The sequence below is a fragment of the Bdellovibrionales bacterium genome (assembly GCA_018266295.1).
Taxonomy (GTDB): domain Bacteria; phylum Bdellovibrionota; class Bdellovibrionia; order Bdellovibrionales; family Bdellovibrionaceae; genus JACMRP01.
The window spans coordinates 1,061,617-1,078,145 of sequence record JAFEAQ010000011.1; the positions used below are offsets into that span (position 1 = coordinate 1,061,617).

Here is a 16,529-nt window from a genome sequence, read left to right on the forward strand (position 1 = left end):
GCAGAAAACTTCTTACACATTTGCTGGATTATTTTTCAGGTTGGAACGCCAACGACCGGCCATCAAAAACAAGTTCCTGTAGTTTTTGCTCAGCAAAGACCGTATATGTCTCACCGAGAGTTGCTCCAGGAAAAGAATGGTAATCGACGATATCGCCTTTGAGTGCCGGGATTTTTGCCTTCACGCTTTCAGTGAGTGCGCGCTGATTATCCCAGAAAGAAGTTTTCGCCACTGGAGAATCACTGCCAAAATAAAGCGGAATGCCCGTGCGAGACAAAGTCCCCCATGGGAAGGCGTGCTTGTAAAGGTCACCGAGCTTTTCTTTGAGCCACGCTTTATCACTGAGCCAGTGACATGGCTGCATATGACAGCGCACGTGGAGAGCCTTCATCATCAAAACAGTTTCTGGTCGCAGGACCTCAACGTGCTCGAGGTTGAGCCAGCCCGTGTACTGATTCGTCGCCATGACTTTTCTTGCCGCAAGCACGACTTGATGAGCGGCTTCGTCGCCAATCGTGTGAACAGCGATTTCAAAGCCTTTGCTCCAAGCTTTCTTAAAAAGATTTTCTAAATCATCCGAGGTCCACGAAAATTTATGATGAGCGCAGTTGCATTGAGAAAGCCAGGCGGTGTCTGAACCCAAAGTGCCATCGAAGAAAACTTTTATCCCCAACGCTTTCAGATGAGGTGTCTCTTGCGTCTTTGCGGTCTCGAGCAATCCTAAAACGCGATCGATGTCTTTCGGCTGCTCGCAGAGAAAGTTTTCTTGCACGTAAAGAGTCAGCTCGCCAGCCTTATCAAGCTCCAAAGCGGCACGCCACTGCTGCTCATCGCACGTCATATCGCGAATATGGGTGAAGCCTGCACGATTGAAAATCTCACAGCCTTTTTTAAGTGACTGACGGATTTGCTGGTCAGATAACTTTGGCAAAGAGTAGTACGCTTTGAAATGCTCTTCCTCGAGAAGAATTCCGGAGTGACCGCACTCAAAACCCATTTGATCTAATGCAATCGAGTTCAGCCAAGAGCAATGCCCGTCCGCGCGCTGAAGCATCACAGGGAAATTTGGGAAAGCGCGATCGAGGATGTCTTTGGTCGGAAGTTTTTTATCAGGCCACTTATTGTGATCCCAGCCAAAGCCGACGAGCCACTTGCCGCGGAAGTATTCCGGCTTCACCGAGACCTCTGAAATGTCCTCGGGCTTTTGCAAATCAAAGAGCTGCAGCCCGACAGCAATCTGTCCGGTGCCAAGCCAATGAACGTGAGAGTCATAAAGACGTGGGATCTTTAAAAGCATAAGCCCCTCTGTTTTAGCAGAGGGGCTTCGTTTTATTAAGTACTAATTTTGTAAACTATCGGCTGCCAGCTGGAATGACGACGCCGCCGCCCGTTCCAGTCGCCGGAAGGACACCGGTTCCAGTATTAACACCGTTGCCCGGAGCTGGGATTGGAATGCTCGGATTGCCCGTGCCACCAATCGTACCGAATCCGCCACCGATGCTGATACTGCCACCAACTCCAAGGCTTGTGCCGTAAGAGCCGTAACCGTATTGAACTTGTTGGATTCTGTACATCAAGTTGTAAAGCTCAGATTGCAATCCCGCCATTGTTTGCTGACGAGCCATCTGATTTTGCATTTGCTGTTGGTATTGCTGCATGTAGAGCTGCATTTGTTGCTGTTGCATTTGCATCATGGCTTGCTGCATTTGCATTGAGCCCAAACCGCCATCCATCATGGTACCCATACCCATCATGCCCATCATACCGCCGTTCATCATGAGGCCACCATTCATCATGTTGCCCATCATGTAACCGCCGCCCATCATTCCCATCATGCCGTATGGATTCATCATTCCGCCACCAGCCATGAGACCGATGCCACCGTTAGCCATCATACCGTAAGGGCTCATCATTCCGCCGGCCATCATGCCGTACGGACTCATCATCCCACCAGCCATCATTCCATACGGACTCATCATTCCGCCACCAGCCATGAGACCGATACCACCACTCGCCATCATGCCATAAGGGCTCATCATACCCATCATGCCCATGTTGCCGTAGGGGCTCATCATACCACCAGCCATCATGCCGTAAGGACTCATCATCCCTCCGTTCATCATGAGACCGCCGCTCATCATTATGCCACCCATACCTGGATAGCCGCCCATTCCACCCATGCCGCCCATGCCCCAGGGTCCCATACCACCGGCGTACATACCGCCGCCATATGGTGAACCGAACATGCCATTTGGATAGCCGAAGGCACCGCCGCCGCCGATACCACCATAGATACCGCCGCCCATGTTAGCGCCGCCGCAACCAAATGCGCCGCCGCCGACACCACCACCCAATGCTCCGTACAAACCGTTAGCTAAGAATGGAAGACCGTAACCCCAAGTCGGATAAGACTGAGTTGGCCAGCCAAGATCCGAGTTGTATTGAGCCACCATTTTGTTTTGTTGGTAACCCATGTACATTGCAAGAAGTCCAGTACCGACGTTCGCAGCAACGCCCGCCCAGTCTGGAGATTGTCTTTCAGAACGATAGCCGCTGCCGCCAGCGATACAAGTCAAACAAACATCACCTTCAGTACCGGCTTGACGGTCTTCTTTGTAACGTTGTTTTGCATCACGCATAAGTTCTGGCAATTGATCTTTGTAGTTAGCAATACGTTGTTCAGAACGCTCGATATCAGTTTGTGTCTTCTGATAGTCAGCTGTGTCTTTGCGATAAGAGGTCAAAGCTTTCTTACAATCATTCGGAGAATATCTGCCGCGATCAGAAGAGGCATAACCCGATGTCGTACAAACCGCTGTATTGATAACGCCTTTACCTGGTTGGCAAACTGCTCTCCATTGATTCGGAGAGAAACCTGTCAACTTCGTCAGGCTCTTTTGAGCACCGCCTTCTGCCGGCGGAAGATCTTGACCGTCTACATCAACCTGAGTGCGAGTTTTGGTCGGTGTAATTTCACCGGTGTCATACTCTTCGCAAGTACGAAGGTTGTCGATATGAGCTGTGATATCAGAAGTGTATTTCGAATTGATCGTGTCTTCGATCGTTTCGCGTGCTTTGTCGAGGTTCTTTTCAAGGTTGCGAAGTTTACGCTTCATCTCGCGAAGCTTAGCTTCTTCTTCGGACTTAGCTTTCTTTACTTCATTGTATTCATCGAGATAGCTGGAAGCACCATCACCTGCAGAGACATTGTATGGGCATGATTGTTGACCCATCATGACCCCGGTCCCCCACATCTGAGCATTTGCAGACATCGCAGATAACGTTACGGAAGACACCGCAAGTATCGCTAATCGCTTTCCGAATTTCATATTCGCTCTCCTGAAACAAAAATATACACTACTTCATTCAACGTATCGTCAGGAGAAGACCGAGACTTGACTATCTTTTAGTCAAATCCGAGGAAGGATTGTGTAAACTGGACCTACATCCTTGTGAAGTCGTCATCCGTGACAAGCTTACTTTCCAATCCTACACTAAGTTTTATGGCGAAGCATACAATTCTTTGCGTGGACGATGAACTGGACAATGTAGATGCGTTGGAGAGGCTCTTCCGCAAGAATTATACAGTACTAAAGGCTACGTCTGGTGCGCAGGGATTAGAGGTCCTGGCCGAAAATCCAGGCGTTGCTCTGATTATCTCGGATCAAAGAATGCCGAGCATGACCGGCGTTGAGTTTCTCGAAAAAGCTCAGCGCACTCATCCTGAAGCGCTTCGCATTCTGCTCACCGGGTACACGGACATCGAATCTGTGATTCAAGCGGTGAATCAAGGGCAGATCTATCGTTACCTCACAAAACCTTGGGACTCGAATGACCTTCTGAATACCGTGGCGACCGCGATTCAGAAATACGAGATGACGAAAGAGCTCAAAAAGAAAAACTTCGAGCTCGCTAAAGCTTTGAATGAACTCAAAAGCCTTGATAAAGCAAAAAGTAATTTCATGATCTTAATTAATCATGAATTGAAAACTCCACTGACTTCGATCATCAGCTTTATCGGCCTTCTGAACGAAACACAGATGGATGACGAGCAGAAGCTTTTCGTCAACCGCATCTCGCGCGGTGCTGATAAATTGAAATCCATCATTGATGACGTGCTCCTGATCGTACGTGCGGAGACCCACCAATTAAAAGTAAATACCTCACCGGTTTCTTTTGCGGGCATCCAAACCTTGCTAAATCCAGAGGTCAGTAACGTCCTTCAGTACAAGCATCAAACTCTGACGGAAAAGAATCTTGCCGTGACAGCCGCAGCAGATAAGGATTTGATCCGCCAAGTTCTCAACAGACTTGTCCACAATGCCGCGAAGTTTGGCTCTGACAATAGCGAAATTTTTATCGAGGCTGCCGCCGCTGAAAATCAACAAGTTGTCTTCTCAGTCACAAATAAGGGGCCGCAAATCGAAGCCCCGATGATCGAGAAAATTCTGCGCCCATTCTTTATTGATGAAGATGTGATGAATCACTCGACGGGTATGGGGTTAGGTCTTAGCATTTGCCAATCGATCTTAGGACTGCACCAATCGAAGCTCCGCATCGAAAACACGGACGAAGGCGTCCGTGTTTCTTTCAACTTACCCTCTGCCTAACGGCTGACGGCTTTCATTTTTAAATATCGTTCAGACTTTGGCACATAAGGCTTTAATGGTTTTGCCATGGATTTTGCCAAATTAATTCCGAGCTCCATGCCCGAGAAAGACTGTTGTGCCGTTAAAAAATGTTTTTCCGCTCCATAAAACGTAAAGGACGAGAACGACGGACCTGATTTATAACCGGCCCCTTCTTTTTTAATCTGATCCTGCAAGAATCCATTTGGTGTCAGCAAAGCAACGTCCCACCCAAGCGCTTGGGCCCAACGTTTTTCTTCATCGCGGGAAACGGCCGTGAGCTCTACTCCGCGGAGGACCTGCTTACCACTTGGCGTCGTCATTTTAAGCAGGCCGTAAACTCCATAGTGAATTGCCGAGAGCATTTTATTTTGTTCCCAGAAATCTTTGAGGAGGCGCTTGAGATCCGCATTTCCCGGCAAATCATACATCGCAGCCATTCCCCCTGCGATTACTATTGAAGAATAATCTTTGGCTTGAACCTCTGAAAGCTTTTTCGTGTTCGTTAGCTTTGCCGCTGCAATATCATCGCTCAGAAAACCTCGCGTAAGGGCATCATCGGCATTCATTGCATTGAGATTGCGCGGATCGCTTTTTTGCTCAATCGGCACGGCGCCGCCTTGTGGGCTCGCGAAATCCACTTCATAGCCTGCATTCAACAAAGCGAAGTAAGGATGAACCGCATCCGGCAGCCATACTCCGGTCTTAATCTGACTGCTCCCCAGCTGCGCCTGACTCGACAGCACGATCAAGACTTTCCCTTTCGACGTGAGAAGCGTATTACGAATCTCCGCATAAGCGGTGACGACCATCACGGAAATACCAAGCACTGCAAGAATCGATTTAAGAATCAGGATTTTCATCGGAGGCTCCTTTAAATGAGTCTCTAGGATCGCCAAAATTCTGTTTGCCTGCGACCCAACAGTCTTCCGAATTTGTGAAATTACCTTCCAAGCACGGACCGCCGGATCGAAAATCCGAAATCGGGATGCCGTTGCCAATTGAAAGACGTTTGAGTCCAGCCCCGATTTTGCTGAGAGCATTCTATATGTCGAGTGAGGTGGTTATGAGGAGTGGGATCTTCGTCTTATTGTTATTGTGGATTTGCTTGCAGGCTTCCACAGTCTTTGCGGAATCTTTGGTTTTAAAAATCGGTGAAGACTATCGCTTACCTATTCCATCGAATCACCGGGTTTGGGTTCAGAACCGCAAGCTTCTGAGTATTTCTACTCGTGGCGGTTTCGTTATTTTGAATGGCCTCAACGAGGGGCAAACCACTCTGCAAGTAGGAAACAAAGGCTATCAGGTTCAAGTGATTCAACCGCTGAAAAAGAACCTGCTACAAAACTTCGAGAAAGAACTGCGCAACGTTCTCGGGCTTAAAATTCAAATCAAAAAATACCAAGTCATGGTGACCGGCAAGCTCTATCGCTGGGAAGACTGGCAGCTCCTCGCGAAAGTCAGCGAAGACACCGGCGTCAGCTATGGCATGAGCGCAGAGATTCCGCCAAACCTCCAGGCAAAGGCGCTGGCCTCTTGGCAGCAAGCGTTTGATCGTGCGGGTCTTGCAGCACTGCCCGTGCATTTTGCTCATCCTTTGCAAGCCCGGAGCGCAGTGGATCCGCAGCTCTTTGCAAAGTATTCGGACATCCTGGGGCCTTACGGAGTTGTGCTTGAAAAAGATGTGCAAGCTTTGGACATAGCCCCTGTCATCAAAGTGCAAATCACAGTGGCGGAAGTTCGCAGAGATTTTGCTCAGAAGTACGGGCTTCAATGGCCGGCCAGCTACTCAGCCAGAGTCTTATCGAACGGTCAGACTGAGTTTGAAGATGCGATCTTCACCGCTCAAGCATTTGAACAACAAGGCCGCGGCAAAATCCTCGCCAGCCCGAATCTGATCTGTCGAAGTGGCAAAGAAGCAGAATTTCTTGCCGGCGGAGAATTTCCAATCAAAATTGCCAACTACAAAATGCAGGATGTGGTTTGGAAAAAATACGGAATCCTCTTACGGGTGCGCCCCAAGGCAGACTCTTCCGGGCGCATGAGTATCGGAATTGAAACCGAAGTGTCCACCATCGACAATAGCCGGACGGTGGAAGGCATTCCGGGTCTGCTGACGAATCGAATCTCTTCGCACTTTGATCTGAGTCGTTCGCAGACGATCGTTCTTTCGGGACTGATTAAAAATGAAGAAGGCAAATCCACAGAGGGCCTTCCAGGTCTGAGCCGCATTCCCGTTTTGGGCGCGCTCTTTGGCAGTCGTGACTTTAAAGAAAATCGCACTGAATTAGTGATTCTGGTTCGCCCTTCGATCGTGCGCGAAAATACAACGGCTGAAAGCGCGGACTCATCTCAGCATCTCGGAGATATCAAACATGATTGAGCAATTCCAAGAGGCCTTTGCTAAAACTCAGCAGCATCTTCGTGAGGCCGCCGACCGTGGCTACGGTCATGAAGAGTTTTGGCGCACACAGAACTCAGAGAAGTTCCGGGAAGCACTCGAATTCAGTCTGCGCACTGAAGCACCCGAAACTCAAAAACGGCTGCTGGCCGAGTATTTTACCTATGGTCCACTGGATCACTTGCTGGCTGATGAAAATATCACAGAAATCCTCGTGAACGGCCCACAGTCGATTTGGTTTGAAAAAGAAGGCCGTCTGCAGAAGCACGAGGACCTATTTCTTTCAGACGCTAGTTACAATAACACCCTTCACCGGCTCTGTGAAAAATCTCAATGCCAAAGCACTGTCGAGCATCCGGCGGCAACAGGATTCTTTGAAGAGTTTCGGCTCACCCTGGTTCGGCAAGAGCTCACCCGCAATCATCATCATTTGTCCCTTCGACGACACCCGAAAAACCCTTGGACACTCGAACGGTTGCTTGATTGTGGCTGGGCCTCCGAGTCTGAGATTCAAGTGCTTCGCGATTTGATGAAACGCCAGCAAAACTTTCTGATCGTCGGAAGTACCGGCAGCGGAAAGACGTCACTCATCAATGCCCTTCTGCAGACCTTATCCGCGAATGAACGGGCGATTGTCATTGAGGACACTCCGGAAATTGAGTTGCCAAATCCTTCGTGCATGAAGATGGTCACGCGCGAAGATCCTCAAGGTGTGTTGAAGAGTGTCACTCAAAGCGATCTTCTCCGGCACTCGCTGCGGCTTCGGCCTGATCGCATTGTGATGGGTGAAATCCGTGGCACCGAAGCAAAAGATTTGCTGATGGCTTTGGCAACCGGTCACGGCGGGAGCTTCGGGACCTTGCACGCGAGCGATCCTCGTCAGGCGCTGATTCGTCTTGAGATGCTGATTCAGATGGGCGCTCCGCAATGGAACCTGCAAGCCGTGCGAAGACTCATTCACCTGAGCTTAGATTGTATCTTAGTCGTCGAGAAAACGTCGGAAGGAAAAAGGAAATTCCAGGGAACATACAAAATATGTTCCCTGGAAGAAAATGGCTTTTTAGTCGAGAAGATTTAGACTCTATCTTTCGATAGCGACATTTTTGTAGTTCGAGTTTTGCTCGATGTTTTTGAGAGTCTCTTCAGAGAATGGTCCTTCATCCTCTTGAGCAACACTACGAGGATTGAAGAACTTCTCAGCGATGTCCTCAACAGCTTTCGCGCGAGCGCTTTCTTTGCTGGTATTCTTGTAGGTCGCTGTCGGTTCCGGAGAGCGATTGTTCGCAAGCGAACTGAGGCTCACGCGGTCCTGAACATCTAAAGAGCTGTTCTTGATTGGGCGACCAAACTCTGGCGCTCCCGGACGCACCGGTTGATTGCTCTCTACGTCGACAGTCGTAACCCGTCTGCTGGGCGGAAGAATGCGGCTGATCTTATCCATCTCTCACCTCCGTGTGGAGACTGTTTCTATGAGCCATCCTAGCTCATACCTCCGTATCGGCTTGAGACGTTTAAACTTGAGACATATTTCAGAAAACTAGACCTTGTTCTGGGGCGATCGGTTTACACGGGCTGGTTTAAATGTGGATGTGTGGGTGCGGGGTCTTTGCTGGCTCCGCACTTCTTCCTACATCCTGATAATCGGGGCGTCTGCCCCGAACCCCGCTTCCTGACGGCCGTCCGGGCCGTCAGGTTCTTGTAACGAAGACATTCTAAGTTTTTCAGTACTTGTATTAAGTCTTCTTTCCCAGACGACCACGATGGTCGTCTGGCCCCGTTCTCATGGACGGATGGCCGTCGCTGTGTCCCTCACTGGGCGAGCGAAGACGCAACTCAAGAGTGACCAAAATGCTCAGCCAGAAGAAGTGCCTATCACCGCTTCGCGCGGTCGTATTGCACAGGCCACTTTAGATCCACGCCGAGCTCTTTTGCCGCGTGCAGTGGGAAGTAAGGATCACGGAGCAGCTCTCGGCCAATAAAGAGAACATCCGCTTCGCCCTCTTTGAGGATTTTTTCCGCTTGAGTGCCCGAGGTGATAATCCCCACCGCGCCAGTGAAGATCTGCGCTTGATCACGAATGGCCGCCGCAAATGAAACTTGATAACCAGGGCCCGCAGGAATTTTTGCCTGAGACGTTGACCCGCCCGAAGAACAGTCAATCAAATCGATGCCGACTTCTTTGAGCTGCTTTGCAAAGACGATACTTTGCGGAAGATCCCAGCCATTATCAACCCAATCAGTTGCAGAAATGCGCACGAACACCGGCCACTTTGCGGGCCACACCTTACGGACACGCTCAGCGACTTCTAGAGGGAAACGCATGCGGTTTTCAATCGAGCCACCATACTCATCCGTGCGATGATTCGACAACGGCGACAAAAATTCGTGCAGCAAATAGCCGTGAGCTGCGTGAATCTCGACAACTTCAAAGCCCGCTTCAAGACTGCGTTTTGCGGCCGCCTCAAAATCCTGAGCCACGGACTCGATATCTTCTTTCGTCATTTCTTTCGGCACCACATGCTTATCACTGAAAGCAATAGCACTTGGCGCTTCCGGCATCCAACCGCCTTGCTTGCCGTCGATAGCCCCGCCTCCATGCCAGGGAGACGCAATGGAAGCTTTTCTCCCTGCGTGCGCGAGCTGAATGCCTGCAACAGCGCCATGTTCTTTTAAAAATGCCACGATCGGTTTGAAGGCGTCTCGTTGAGTGTTATTCCAAATTCCTAAATCCGCCGGTGAAATGCGGCCCACAGGATGAACAGCGGTGGCTTCGACCATCACTAGGCCTGCCCCACCGACAGCGCGGCTGCCAAGATGAACCAAGTGCCAATTGTTCGGCACGCCATCCATCGCCGAGTACTGGCACATCGGCGACATGAAGATACGATTTTTAAAATTCAACTCACGCAAACGAATCGGCGTAAAGAGTTTCGTTGTATGAGCTGTCAGCGGCGTGTGGGTTTGAACATCCATGTGAGTCATGAAAGCAAAATATCACTCTCACCTACGAGAGTAAAGAAGGGGCCATCACTATGTCGTTGGACACGGACTTTTTGATGACAAGAATATGAGCTTCCACATTTGTTTCATTCAGAACGAAGTGGTATTCAGCAGCTCCTGCTTGAAAACAAACTGAGTCTCCGGGAGACAAAGCGATTTTCTCCCCGCCTTCAACTGCGGTGGGATAACCGCTCAAAACAAAAACAACCTCATCGGTCTCTGTGTGAGAGTGGGCTCCGGAAGCCCGGCGCCCTGCTGGAATAATTTCGTGAGTAATAAAGAAGTCTTTAGACTGAAGTCCCTCGCTCAGAACCTGCGAGTGGGAAAAGGCCTCACCTGTTTTCTGTGAGGTCAATTCCCTGTGCTGATGTTCAGACCGACGAAAGAGCTTCATCGCTCTTACATTTCTTTGTCAGAACCGTGCGAACGTGCTTTGCGAGCTTCGTCCACTGCTTTTTCAGCAAGTGGTGTGAGCTTCACGCCGACTTCTGTCAGCTGATCGCGATTTACTTCGCTTGGGCAATCGGCCATGAGGTCGGTTGCTTTTGCGGTCTTAGGGAATGCGATCACTTCACGAATAGCATCTGTTTCACAGAGGAGCATCACCAAACGATCTAAGCCCCAGGCGATACCACCATGTGGAGGAGTTCCGTATTTCAAAGCTTCGAGGAAGAAACCGAACTTGTGTTCTTGCTCTTCTTTGCTCAAACCCAAGAGACGGAACATCGCCTGTTGCAATTCACTGCGATAGATACGGATACTTCCGCCACCCATCTCGTAACCGTTACAAACAAGGTCATATGCTTTCGCCAGCATTTTACCGTAAGAAGCTTCATTGCCATCAATCAAATCCTGAGCGTATTCGTCTTTTGGCGAAGTGAACGGATGGTGACGAGCAACCCAACGCTTATCTTCCGGAGAGTATTCAAACGCCGGGAAGTCCACAACCCACAAGAATTTGTAAGTGCCAGGGCTCACGAGTTTCAACTCTTTACCGAAGTGAATACGAAGAGTCGACAACGCCGCACACGCCGTATCGAAATCATCAGCAACGATCAAAGCGCAGTCGCCGTTTCCAGCGCCAACAGCTTTAAACATCTCACCCAATTTTTCAGGGCTAAAGAATTTAGAAACCGGAGAAGAATAAGTGCCATCAGCCTCAGACTTGATCCACACGAGGCCTTTAGCGCCCGCGCGTTTTGCCATATCAGTGAGTTTATCGAATTGACCGCGAGAGTATGCGCCACCTTTAGGAACCGCGATACCGCGAACAATTCCGCCGCGAGCAAGAACATCGTCAAACACTTTGAAGCCAGAACCAGTGACCACGGATTTCAAATCTTTGATCTCCATGCCGTAACGTGTGTCAGGCTTATCAATACCGTAACGATCCATCGCCTCTTGATAAGTCATGCGTGGGATTTCGCCAACGTCGATGCCTTTGATCTCTTTCCAAACCGTGCGCAGCAAGCGCTCGTTCATTGCCATGATGTCTTCTTGATCAATGAAGGACATTTCCATATCGATCTGTGAGAACTCTGGCTGACGATCCGCACGCAAATCTTCGTCACGGAAACAACGAGCGATTTGGAAGTAACGATCATAGCCCGAAATCATCAAGAGCTGCTTCAAAGTCTGTGGCGACTGCGGAAGCGCATAGAAAGTCCCTTGGTTCACACGCGAAGGAACGAGATAATCACGCGCGCCCTCAGGAGTGGATTTATATAAAATTGGCGTCTCTACTTCGAGGAAGCCGTTGTCAGACAAAAAGCGACGAACGACTTGAGTGACTTTGTGACGAGTGACGAGGTGATTCGTCAAACGCGGAGAGCGCAAATCGAGGTAACGATATTTCAAGCGCAACATTTCATTTACGTTCTCATCATCCACTTGGAATGGCGGAACCGCAGAGTCATTCAAGATCTCACAACGAGTGGCTTCGATTTCGATTTCACCTGTTTTGATTTTTGCATTCTTCATGCCGTCAGGACGTGCGCGCACGGTTCCTTCAACAGCCAGTACGAATTCGCCACGCAGATTTTTTGATGCGGAAGTTTCAGCTTTGTTTGGATCCAGCACCACTTGCACAATACCTTCACGGTCGCGCAAATCGATGAACACGAGGCTCCCGTGATCACGGCGAGTATCAACCCAGCCCATGATGACGACCTTCTTGCCGACGTGTTGAGAGTTTAAGTTGCCGCAATATTCTGTTCTTTTGAGATCTTTGACGAATTTCATAGTGTTATGAGTCTGACACGTTGTCTTATTGCAGTCAAAAACCAAGTCAGGTAAATTATCTAGACTGGAGTCAACAATGCCAAAATTTACGATCGAGCATAACAGCTCACACAGTGCGAAAGAGACCTTCGATAAAATCAAATCGTTTACAAGTGACGAAGACCTACGACGCTTCGATCCTAAGATGCAGTGTCAATTTAACGATGGTGCGATGAATGGCTCCATTAAAGGCAGCCAGTTTAAGGCGGAGCTGAATGTGTTGGCACAAGGAACAGGGAGTAAAATTGAGATCATTGTCGATCTCCCTATGCTTTTGGCCCCGTTTAAGGGTAAAGTCCAGGAAACTCTCCAGAAGAAATTGTCTAAATATCTGGCATAATTAAGAACCTATGAAAAAGAAAGTGGCGGCAAAAAAGCCGAAGGAAAAAGCAAGCCCGGCGAAAAAGCCTGTTACGAAGCCCGTTGCAAAAAAAGCAACTTCAGCTAAGAAACCGGTCAAAGCCAAAGCCGTCGTCGCGGAAATCGTAGACGATGACAGCACACTTGCGCCTGAACAGGCCGCCCCCGAGATTGGCAAAGCCTATGCAATGCCAAACGAACGCGAAATAGAAGAAGAGTTTGGTCTCAACGACGAGCCGACGAAAGGCTTGGTTCCCACCGCAGATTCTAAAGCTATTACTTCGACCTCGGATCCTCTAGCGCTTTATCTTGCTGATGTCCGCAAGTATCCCGTGCTCAGCAAAGAAGAAGAGCAAGAAGTCGCTAAGAAATATTTCGAAACCAAAGATCCTGAAGCTGCACAAATCCTGGTGAAATCAAATCTTCGTTTCGTCGTCAAGGTTGCCGCTGAGTATTCCAAGTTCGGCGCGAAGATGATCGACCTTATCCAAGAAGGCAACGTGGGACTCATGCACGCTGTACGCGAGTTTAATCCGTACAAAGGAGCGCGCCTGATCACCTACGCTGTTTGGTGGATTCGCGGTTACATTCAAGAGTACTTGATGCGCCAGTATTCTATGGTCCGCATCGGTACGACTCAGAACCAAAGAAAACTTTTCTATCAATTGCAAAAAGAGAAAGACGCTCTCGATGCTATGGGACAGTCTCCGGACATTGCCCTCCTGAGCTCTCGCCTCGGCATTCCTGAAGATGAAGTGGAGCAAATGGCTCAGCGAATGTCAGGCCGTGATATTAGCCTCGATCGTCCCTTGGACGACGACTCGGGTGGCACGCTGATGGATTTCCAAAAATCGACATCAGACATGAGTGTCGATGAGCGCATTGCTCACGAAGAAGAGCTCGAGTTTCTGAAAGAGAAATTGAAAGAGATCCGCCCAGAACTTTCTGAGCGCGAAAGAATTATTCTCGACGAACGCATTCTGAATGACGAACCGCTGACTCTGCAAGAGATCGGCGAAAAGCACGGCATCACACGCGAAGCCGTCCGTCAGATGGAAGTCCGCGTGATGAAAAAAATCAAAGCCAAAATGGAAGAGCTTAAGTAGGGCGGTCTGTTCCGTCGCCCGACAAGATAACCAGCAAGTCTTGGCCCGCCTCTTGAATAATGGGTTTGGTTATGAAACCAAATCAATTTATTTTCGCATTAAGTTCCGTAGCATTTACACTTTTTGTTAGCTGTCCAACACTTGCACAGCAGGCCGCCCCGAGCGACCTCTGCCAAGAGTTCACAGCTGGCTGTCAGATTAAAAAGATCGCGGTCAAAGGCCCCATGGACACCGAAGACCAGTATGCCCTGGATGTCACCGTAGGAGCTCTGACAGAGGCGCAATTCAACAGCCTCTATACACGTTATGCAACAAAGCCTACGAAGGCCTTTGATGCTCGCCACGCTTATAAACTTGCTGAGTTCTTGCCGGCCTTTGCGCAAAAACTCAATGGCAAGATTTTGATTCCTCACTCTGTGCCGGCGCCTGCCGCTCTTATCCAAGCCCTGCGTGCGCAAGGTAAGAAAGCCGCGAACATTGCAATGGTTGATGGCAACTGCCACTCTGTGAGCTGGCAATGGGTTAACTACCTCCAAGGCCGTGGCACTGAAGAGGCCCTGCTGACTCTGGCTGATGGCGAGAGCATGAGTTTGGATGCTTCAGTAGACTATAAAGATATTCAGCCCGGTGATGTCCTTGTGATTAGCGGCACCGGTGGGTTTAATCAAGACGGTTCAGTTTTGCACTCGGCGGTTTACCTAGGCCACGGACTCATGTTTGAAAAACCAAATCCAGGTCAAGAATATGTGTATCGCATGAGCTATCTTGCTGACATCGTTGGTAAGTATAAAAAAGTGGATGCGCAGGCGGAGTTCCATTTCTATCGCCCGAGTAAGAATTCGCATCTCTTGCCAACTCTGACAGAGCAATTGTCACTCGTTTCAGATCAGAATCAAAAAGCCATGTCTGTGAATCTGTCTTCTGTACCCGCGGCGATTCTAAGCACTCATATTCTGCAGGAAAGCTGGGATAATGCAAAAGGCGAAAGCGTTTTCACTCTCGGCCGCATTTTGAAAGCGAGCGAAGTAAATCCGGCGAAATTTAAAAACGTCGGTCCTTAAATCTTAATACCCACAAAATGAAAAAGGCCCCGGCGATTGCCGAGGCCCTTTGTAAGTTATAGAATAAAAACTACTTACTGTTTAAAAACTCAAACTTCGAAGTATAAGAACCGCAAGTCTTCACCATGTTACCGACAAGTTGTTTGGCCAAATCTCGATGAGTTGTCATAGTAGAAGCAGAAATCTCACTTGGTACAAGTCGACAGTCAGAGGGCGCTACCTTTCCACTCGCATTTAGTCTTTTTACCGCTTGGGCAATTAGGTGGTCGAGCGCTTGAAGATCTTTTTTCTTTTGGACAATAGAAAGATTGTTGTAGTACCCATCTTTCTTTCCTTGGGCCAATTCAGCATCTAGAGATGCCTGCTTAGATACCTTTAGCCCCATTTGATAACAATATTCCAATTCATCTTCTGCAGCCTTGCACTCTTTGGTGTTCTCTAGTGCCGCTTTTTTTGCAACCTTACTACGCAACTCGGCTACCCTATTCTTTCTATCAGCCTCCAAGCTTTCAACAAGAGTTTTAATTTTCGCATCTTCACCAGGTTGTTCCGGAGGTTTGATCCAATAATTAATCTCTCCATTAACGCTCATTGACTCAAAGCCGATGCGACCTGCTACCTCGCCGGGCGCTACACACGTTAAACTGTCTCCGTAGAAGGTCTCACAGGGATCTGCACGATTTTCATTTGTCCTTCTAAAGCCAGTCCCAGGATGGCAAAGTGTTTCGAGACGGTCTGCCTCTGGCTTAGTGAAGCGATTATTCGCATTAACTTGACCTTGATTACAAATTTCATATTTAACTTTGCCCGCAACTCGATCGGCAGCCTTTTTCTTTGCGACATCAAGCTCTATCCTTTGAGCTTGACCCTTTACTTCTTTGCTTTTTTCATACGCAATAAGCTGTGCAGACCAATCCACTTTTGGTGGTGATACTTTATCCTTGGCGTAACAAGGGCAGACTCTTTTGAAATCCAACCATTCGCGTACATCTTGTGCTTGACCTTCATTTGTGACCGATCCAGCACTTTCAAGTGTCTCAAGCTTTGGTCCGACGCTAGTCCATTTCAGATCGCAATTGAAAGGCTCCGTACATTTCTGAGAGGAAACTTGAGCAACTTCCGGCGAAGCTTTTAGAGCCTCTTGGGCTGGCGCGGACGTTACTGCTTTCTGAGTCGGCACCTTAACCGTCTCAAGCTCTTTCTTCAATTTCAACCCCTCTGCCTGAAAGTCTCTCCCTTTTAAGGCACTTGTGATATATGCAGATGCGAGGCCCGATTTGCTTAAATAGCATTCGCATTCCTTTTGGTATTTTATAACTGCAATTGCTTTCTTGATATCTTCCTTTGTCGTCATGGGATTTGCTGGTATTGAGGTGTTGACCAAAGCGTTGCCACGTTCTTCGCATTTAGAATTTTCTTCTGGCGTACATGACCACGCCTTTGCGCTATGTATTGCGAAAATCAATATCATTACAGATAATTTCATACGTATACCTTTAGTGTGGTTGTACTAGCACGATAGCATACGCTCATGTGAAGTCATCGGTTATGAATAAACCAAGACTAATTTGCCTGAGTTGCGGCCCAAATCCAATACTCATGTCTAAATACTTCTTTCAGACAATAATCCAAACGGCGGTAAAAATGAAAAAGGCCCCGGCGATTGCCGAGGCCCTTTGTTATGTGGAGTTTA

Annotated in this window: 14 protein-coding genes; 6 read left to right on the plus strand and 8 right to left on the minus strand. The window is 48.8% G+C overall.

Going from position 1 to position 16,529, the window contains the following annotated elements; translation table 11 throughout:
- Window positions 1–28: 28 nt before the first annotated feature.
- Both JSU04_13930 and JSU04_13935 read right to left on the minus strand, forming a co-directional pair.
- Window positions 29–1,297: an amidohydrolase family protein gene (locus JSU04_13930; GenBank protein ID MBS1971403.1), complete on the minus strand. Its 1,269-nt coding sequence runs from the start codon at window positions 1,295–1,297 to the stop codon at window positions 29–31.
- 55 nt (window positions 1,298–1,352) lie between these two features.
- Entirely contained in the window at window positions 1,353–3,329 is a 1,977-nt protein-coding gene (locus JSU04_13935) for a hypothetical protein (GenBank protein MBS1971404.1), read from the minus strand.
- A gap of 174 nt (window positions 3,330–3,503) precedes the next feature.
- Here JSU04_13935 and JSU04_13940 point away from each other — a divergent pair, with 174 nt between their 5' ends.
- Window positions 3,504–4,610, plus strand: coding sequence for a hybrid sensor histidine kinase/response regulator (locus JSU04_13940; GenBank protein ID MBS1971405.1), 1,107 nt, complete (start codon window positions 3,504–3,506; stop codon window positions 4,608–4,610).
- On the opposite strand, the gene JSU04_13945 is transcribed toward JSU04_13940, so the two are convergent.
- Window positions 4,607–5,491 (minus strand): type 1 glutamine amidotransferase domain-containing protein, encoded by an 885-nt coding sequence (locus tag JSU04_13945; protein ID MBS1971406.1) that lies wholly within the window; start codon window positions 5,489–5,491, stop codon window positions 4,607–4,609. The genes JSU04_13940 and JSU04_13945 overlap by 4 nt on opposite strands.
- Before the next feature lie 203 nt (window positions 5,492–5,694).
- Between JSU04_13945 and JSU04_13950 the strand changes: the two genes are divergently transcribed.
- Together JSU04_13950 and JSU04_13955 are read left to right on the plus strand one after the other, a co-directional pair.
- On the plus strand, window positions 5,695–7,011 hold the full coding sequence (locus JSU04_13950) for a pilus assembly protein (GenBank protein MBS1971407.1): 1,317 nt from the start codon (window positions 5,695–5,697) through the stop codon (window positions 7,009–7,011).
- Entirely contained in the window at window positions 7,004–8,107 is a 1,104-nt protein-coding gene (locus JSU04_13955) for a CpaF family protein (protein MBS1971408.1), read from the plus strand. The genes JSU04_13950 and JSU04_13955 overlap by 8 nt, the downstream gene beginning before the upstream one ends.
- Before the next feature lie 3 nt (window positions 8,108–8,110).
- On the opposite strand, the gene JSU04_13960 is transcribed toward JSU04_13955, so the two are convergent.
- The 4 genes from JSU04_13960 to aspS all read right to left on the minus strand — a co-directional run bounded on the left by JSU04_13960 (window position 8,111) and on the right by aspS (window position 12,270).
- Window positions 8,111–8,470 (minus strand): hypothetical protein, encoded by a 360-nt coding sequence (locus JSU04_13960; protein MBS1971409.1) that lies wholly within the window; start codon window positions 8,468–8,470, stop codon window positions 8,111–8,113.
- 431 nt (window positions 8,471–8,901) lie between these two features.
- Window positions 8,902–10,002: an NADPH dehydrogenase NamA gene (gene namA / locus JSU04_13965; protein MBS1971410.1), complete on the minus strand. Its 1,101-nt coding sequence runs from the start codon at window positions 10,000–10,002 to the stop codon at window positions 8,902–8,904.
- 31 nt (window positions 10,003–10,033) lie between these two features.
- Window positions 10,034–10,423: a cupin domain-containing protein gene (locus JSU04_13970; GenBank protein MBS1971411.1), complete on the minus strand. Its 390-nt coding sequence runs from the start codon at window positions 10,421–10,423 to the stop codon at window positions 10,034–10,036.
- A 5-nt stretch (window positions 10,424–10,428) separates the two neighbouring features.
- Entirely contained in the window at window positions 10,429–12,270 is a 1,842-nt protein-coding gene (gene aspS / locus JSU04_13975; protein MBS1971412.1) for an aspartate--tRNA ligase, read from the minus strand.
- Window positions 12,271–12,346: 76 nt separating this feature from the next.
- Between aspS and JSU04_13980 the strand changes: the two genes are divergently transcribed.
- From JSU04_13980 to JSU04_13990, 3 genes are all read left to right on the plus strand, one after another.
- Entirely contained in the window at window positions 12,347–12,649 is a 303-nt protein-coding gene (locus JSU04_13980; GenBank protein MBS1971413.1) for a polyhydroxyalkanoic acid system family protein, read from the plus strand.
- Between the two features lie 10 nt (window positions 12,650–12,659).
- Entirely contained in the window at window positions 12,660–13,775 is a 1,116-nt protein-coding gene (locus tag JSU04_13985) for an RNA polymerase factor sigma-32 (protein MBS1971414.1), read from the plus strand.
- Between the two features lie 71 nt (window positions 13,776–13,846).
- Window positions 13,847–14,836, plus strand: a complete 990-nt coding sequence (locus JSU04_13990) for a C40 family peptidase (protein ID MBS1971415.1) — start codon at window positions 13,847–13,849, stop codon at window positions 14,834–14,836.
- A 70-nt stretch (window positions 14,837–14,906) separates the two neighbouring features.
- On the opposite strand, the gene JSU04_13995 is transcribed toward JSU04_13990, so the two are convergent.
- Window positions 14,907–16,322, minus strand: a complete 1,416-nt coding sequence (locus JSU04_13995; GenBank protein MBS1971416.1) for a hypothetical protein — start codon at window positions 16,320–16,322, stop codon at window positions 14,907–14,909.
- Window positions 16,323–16,529: the final 207 nt, after the last annotated feature.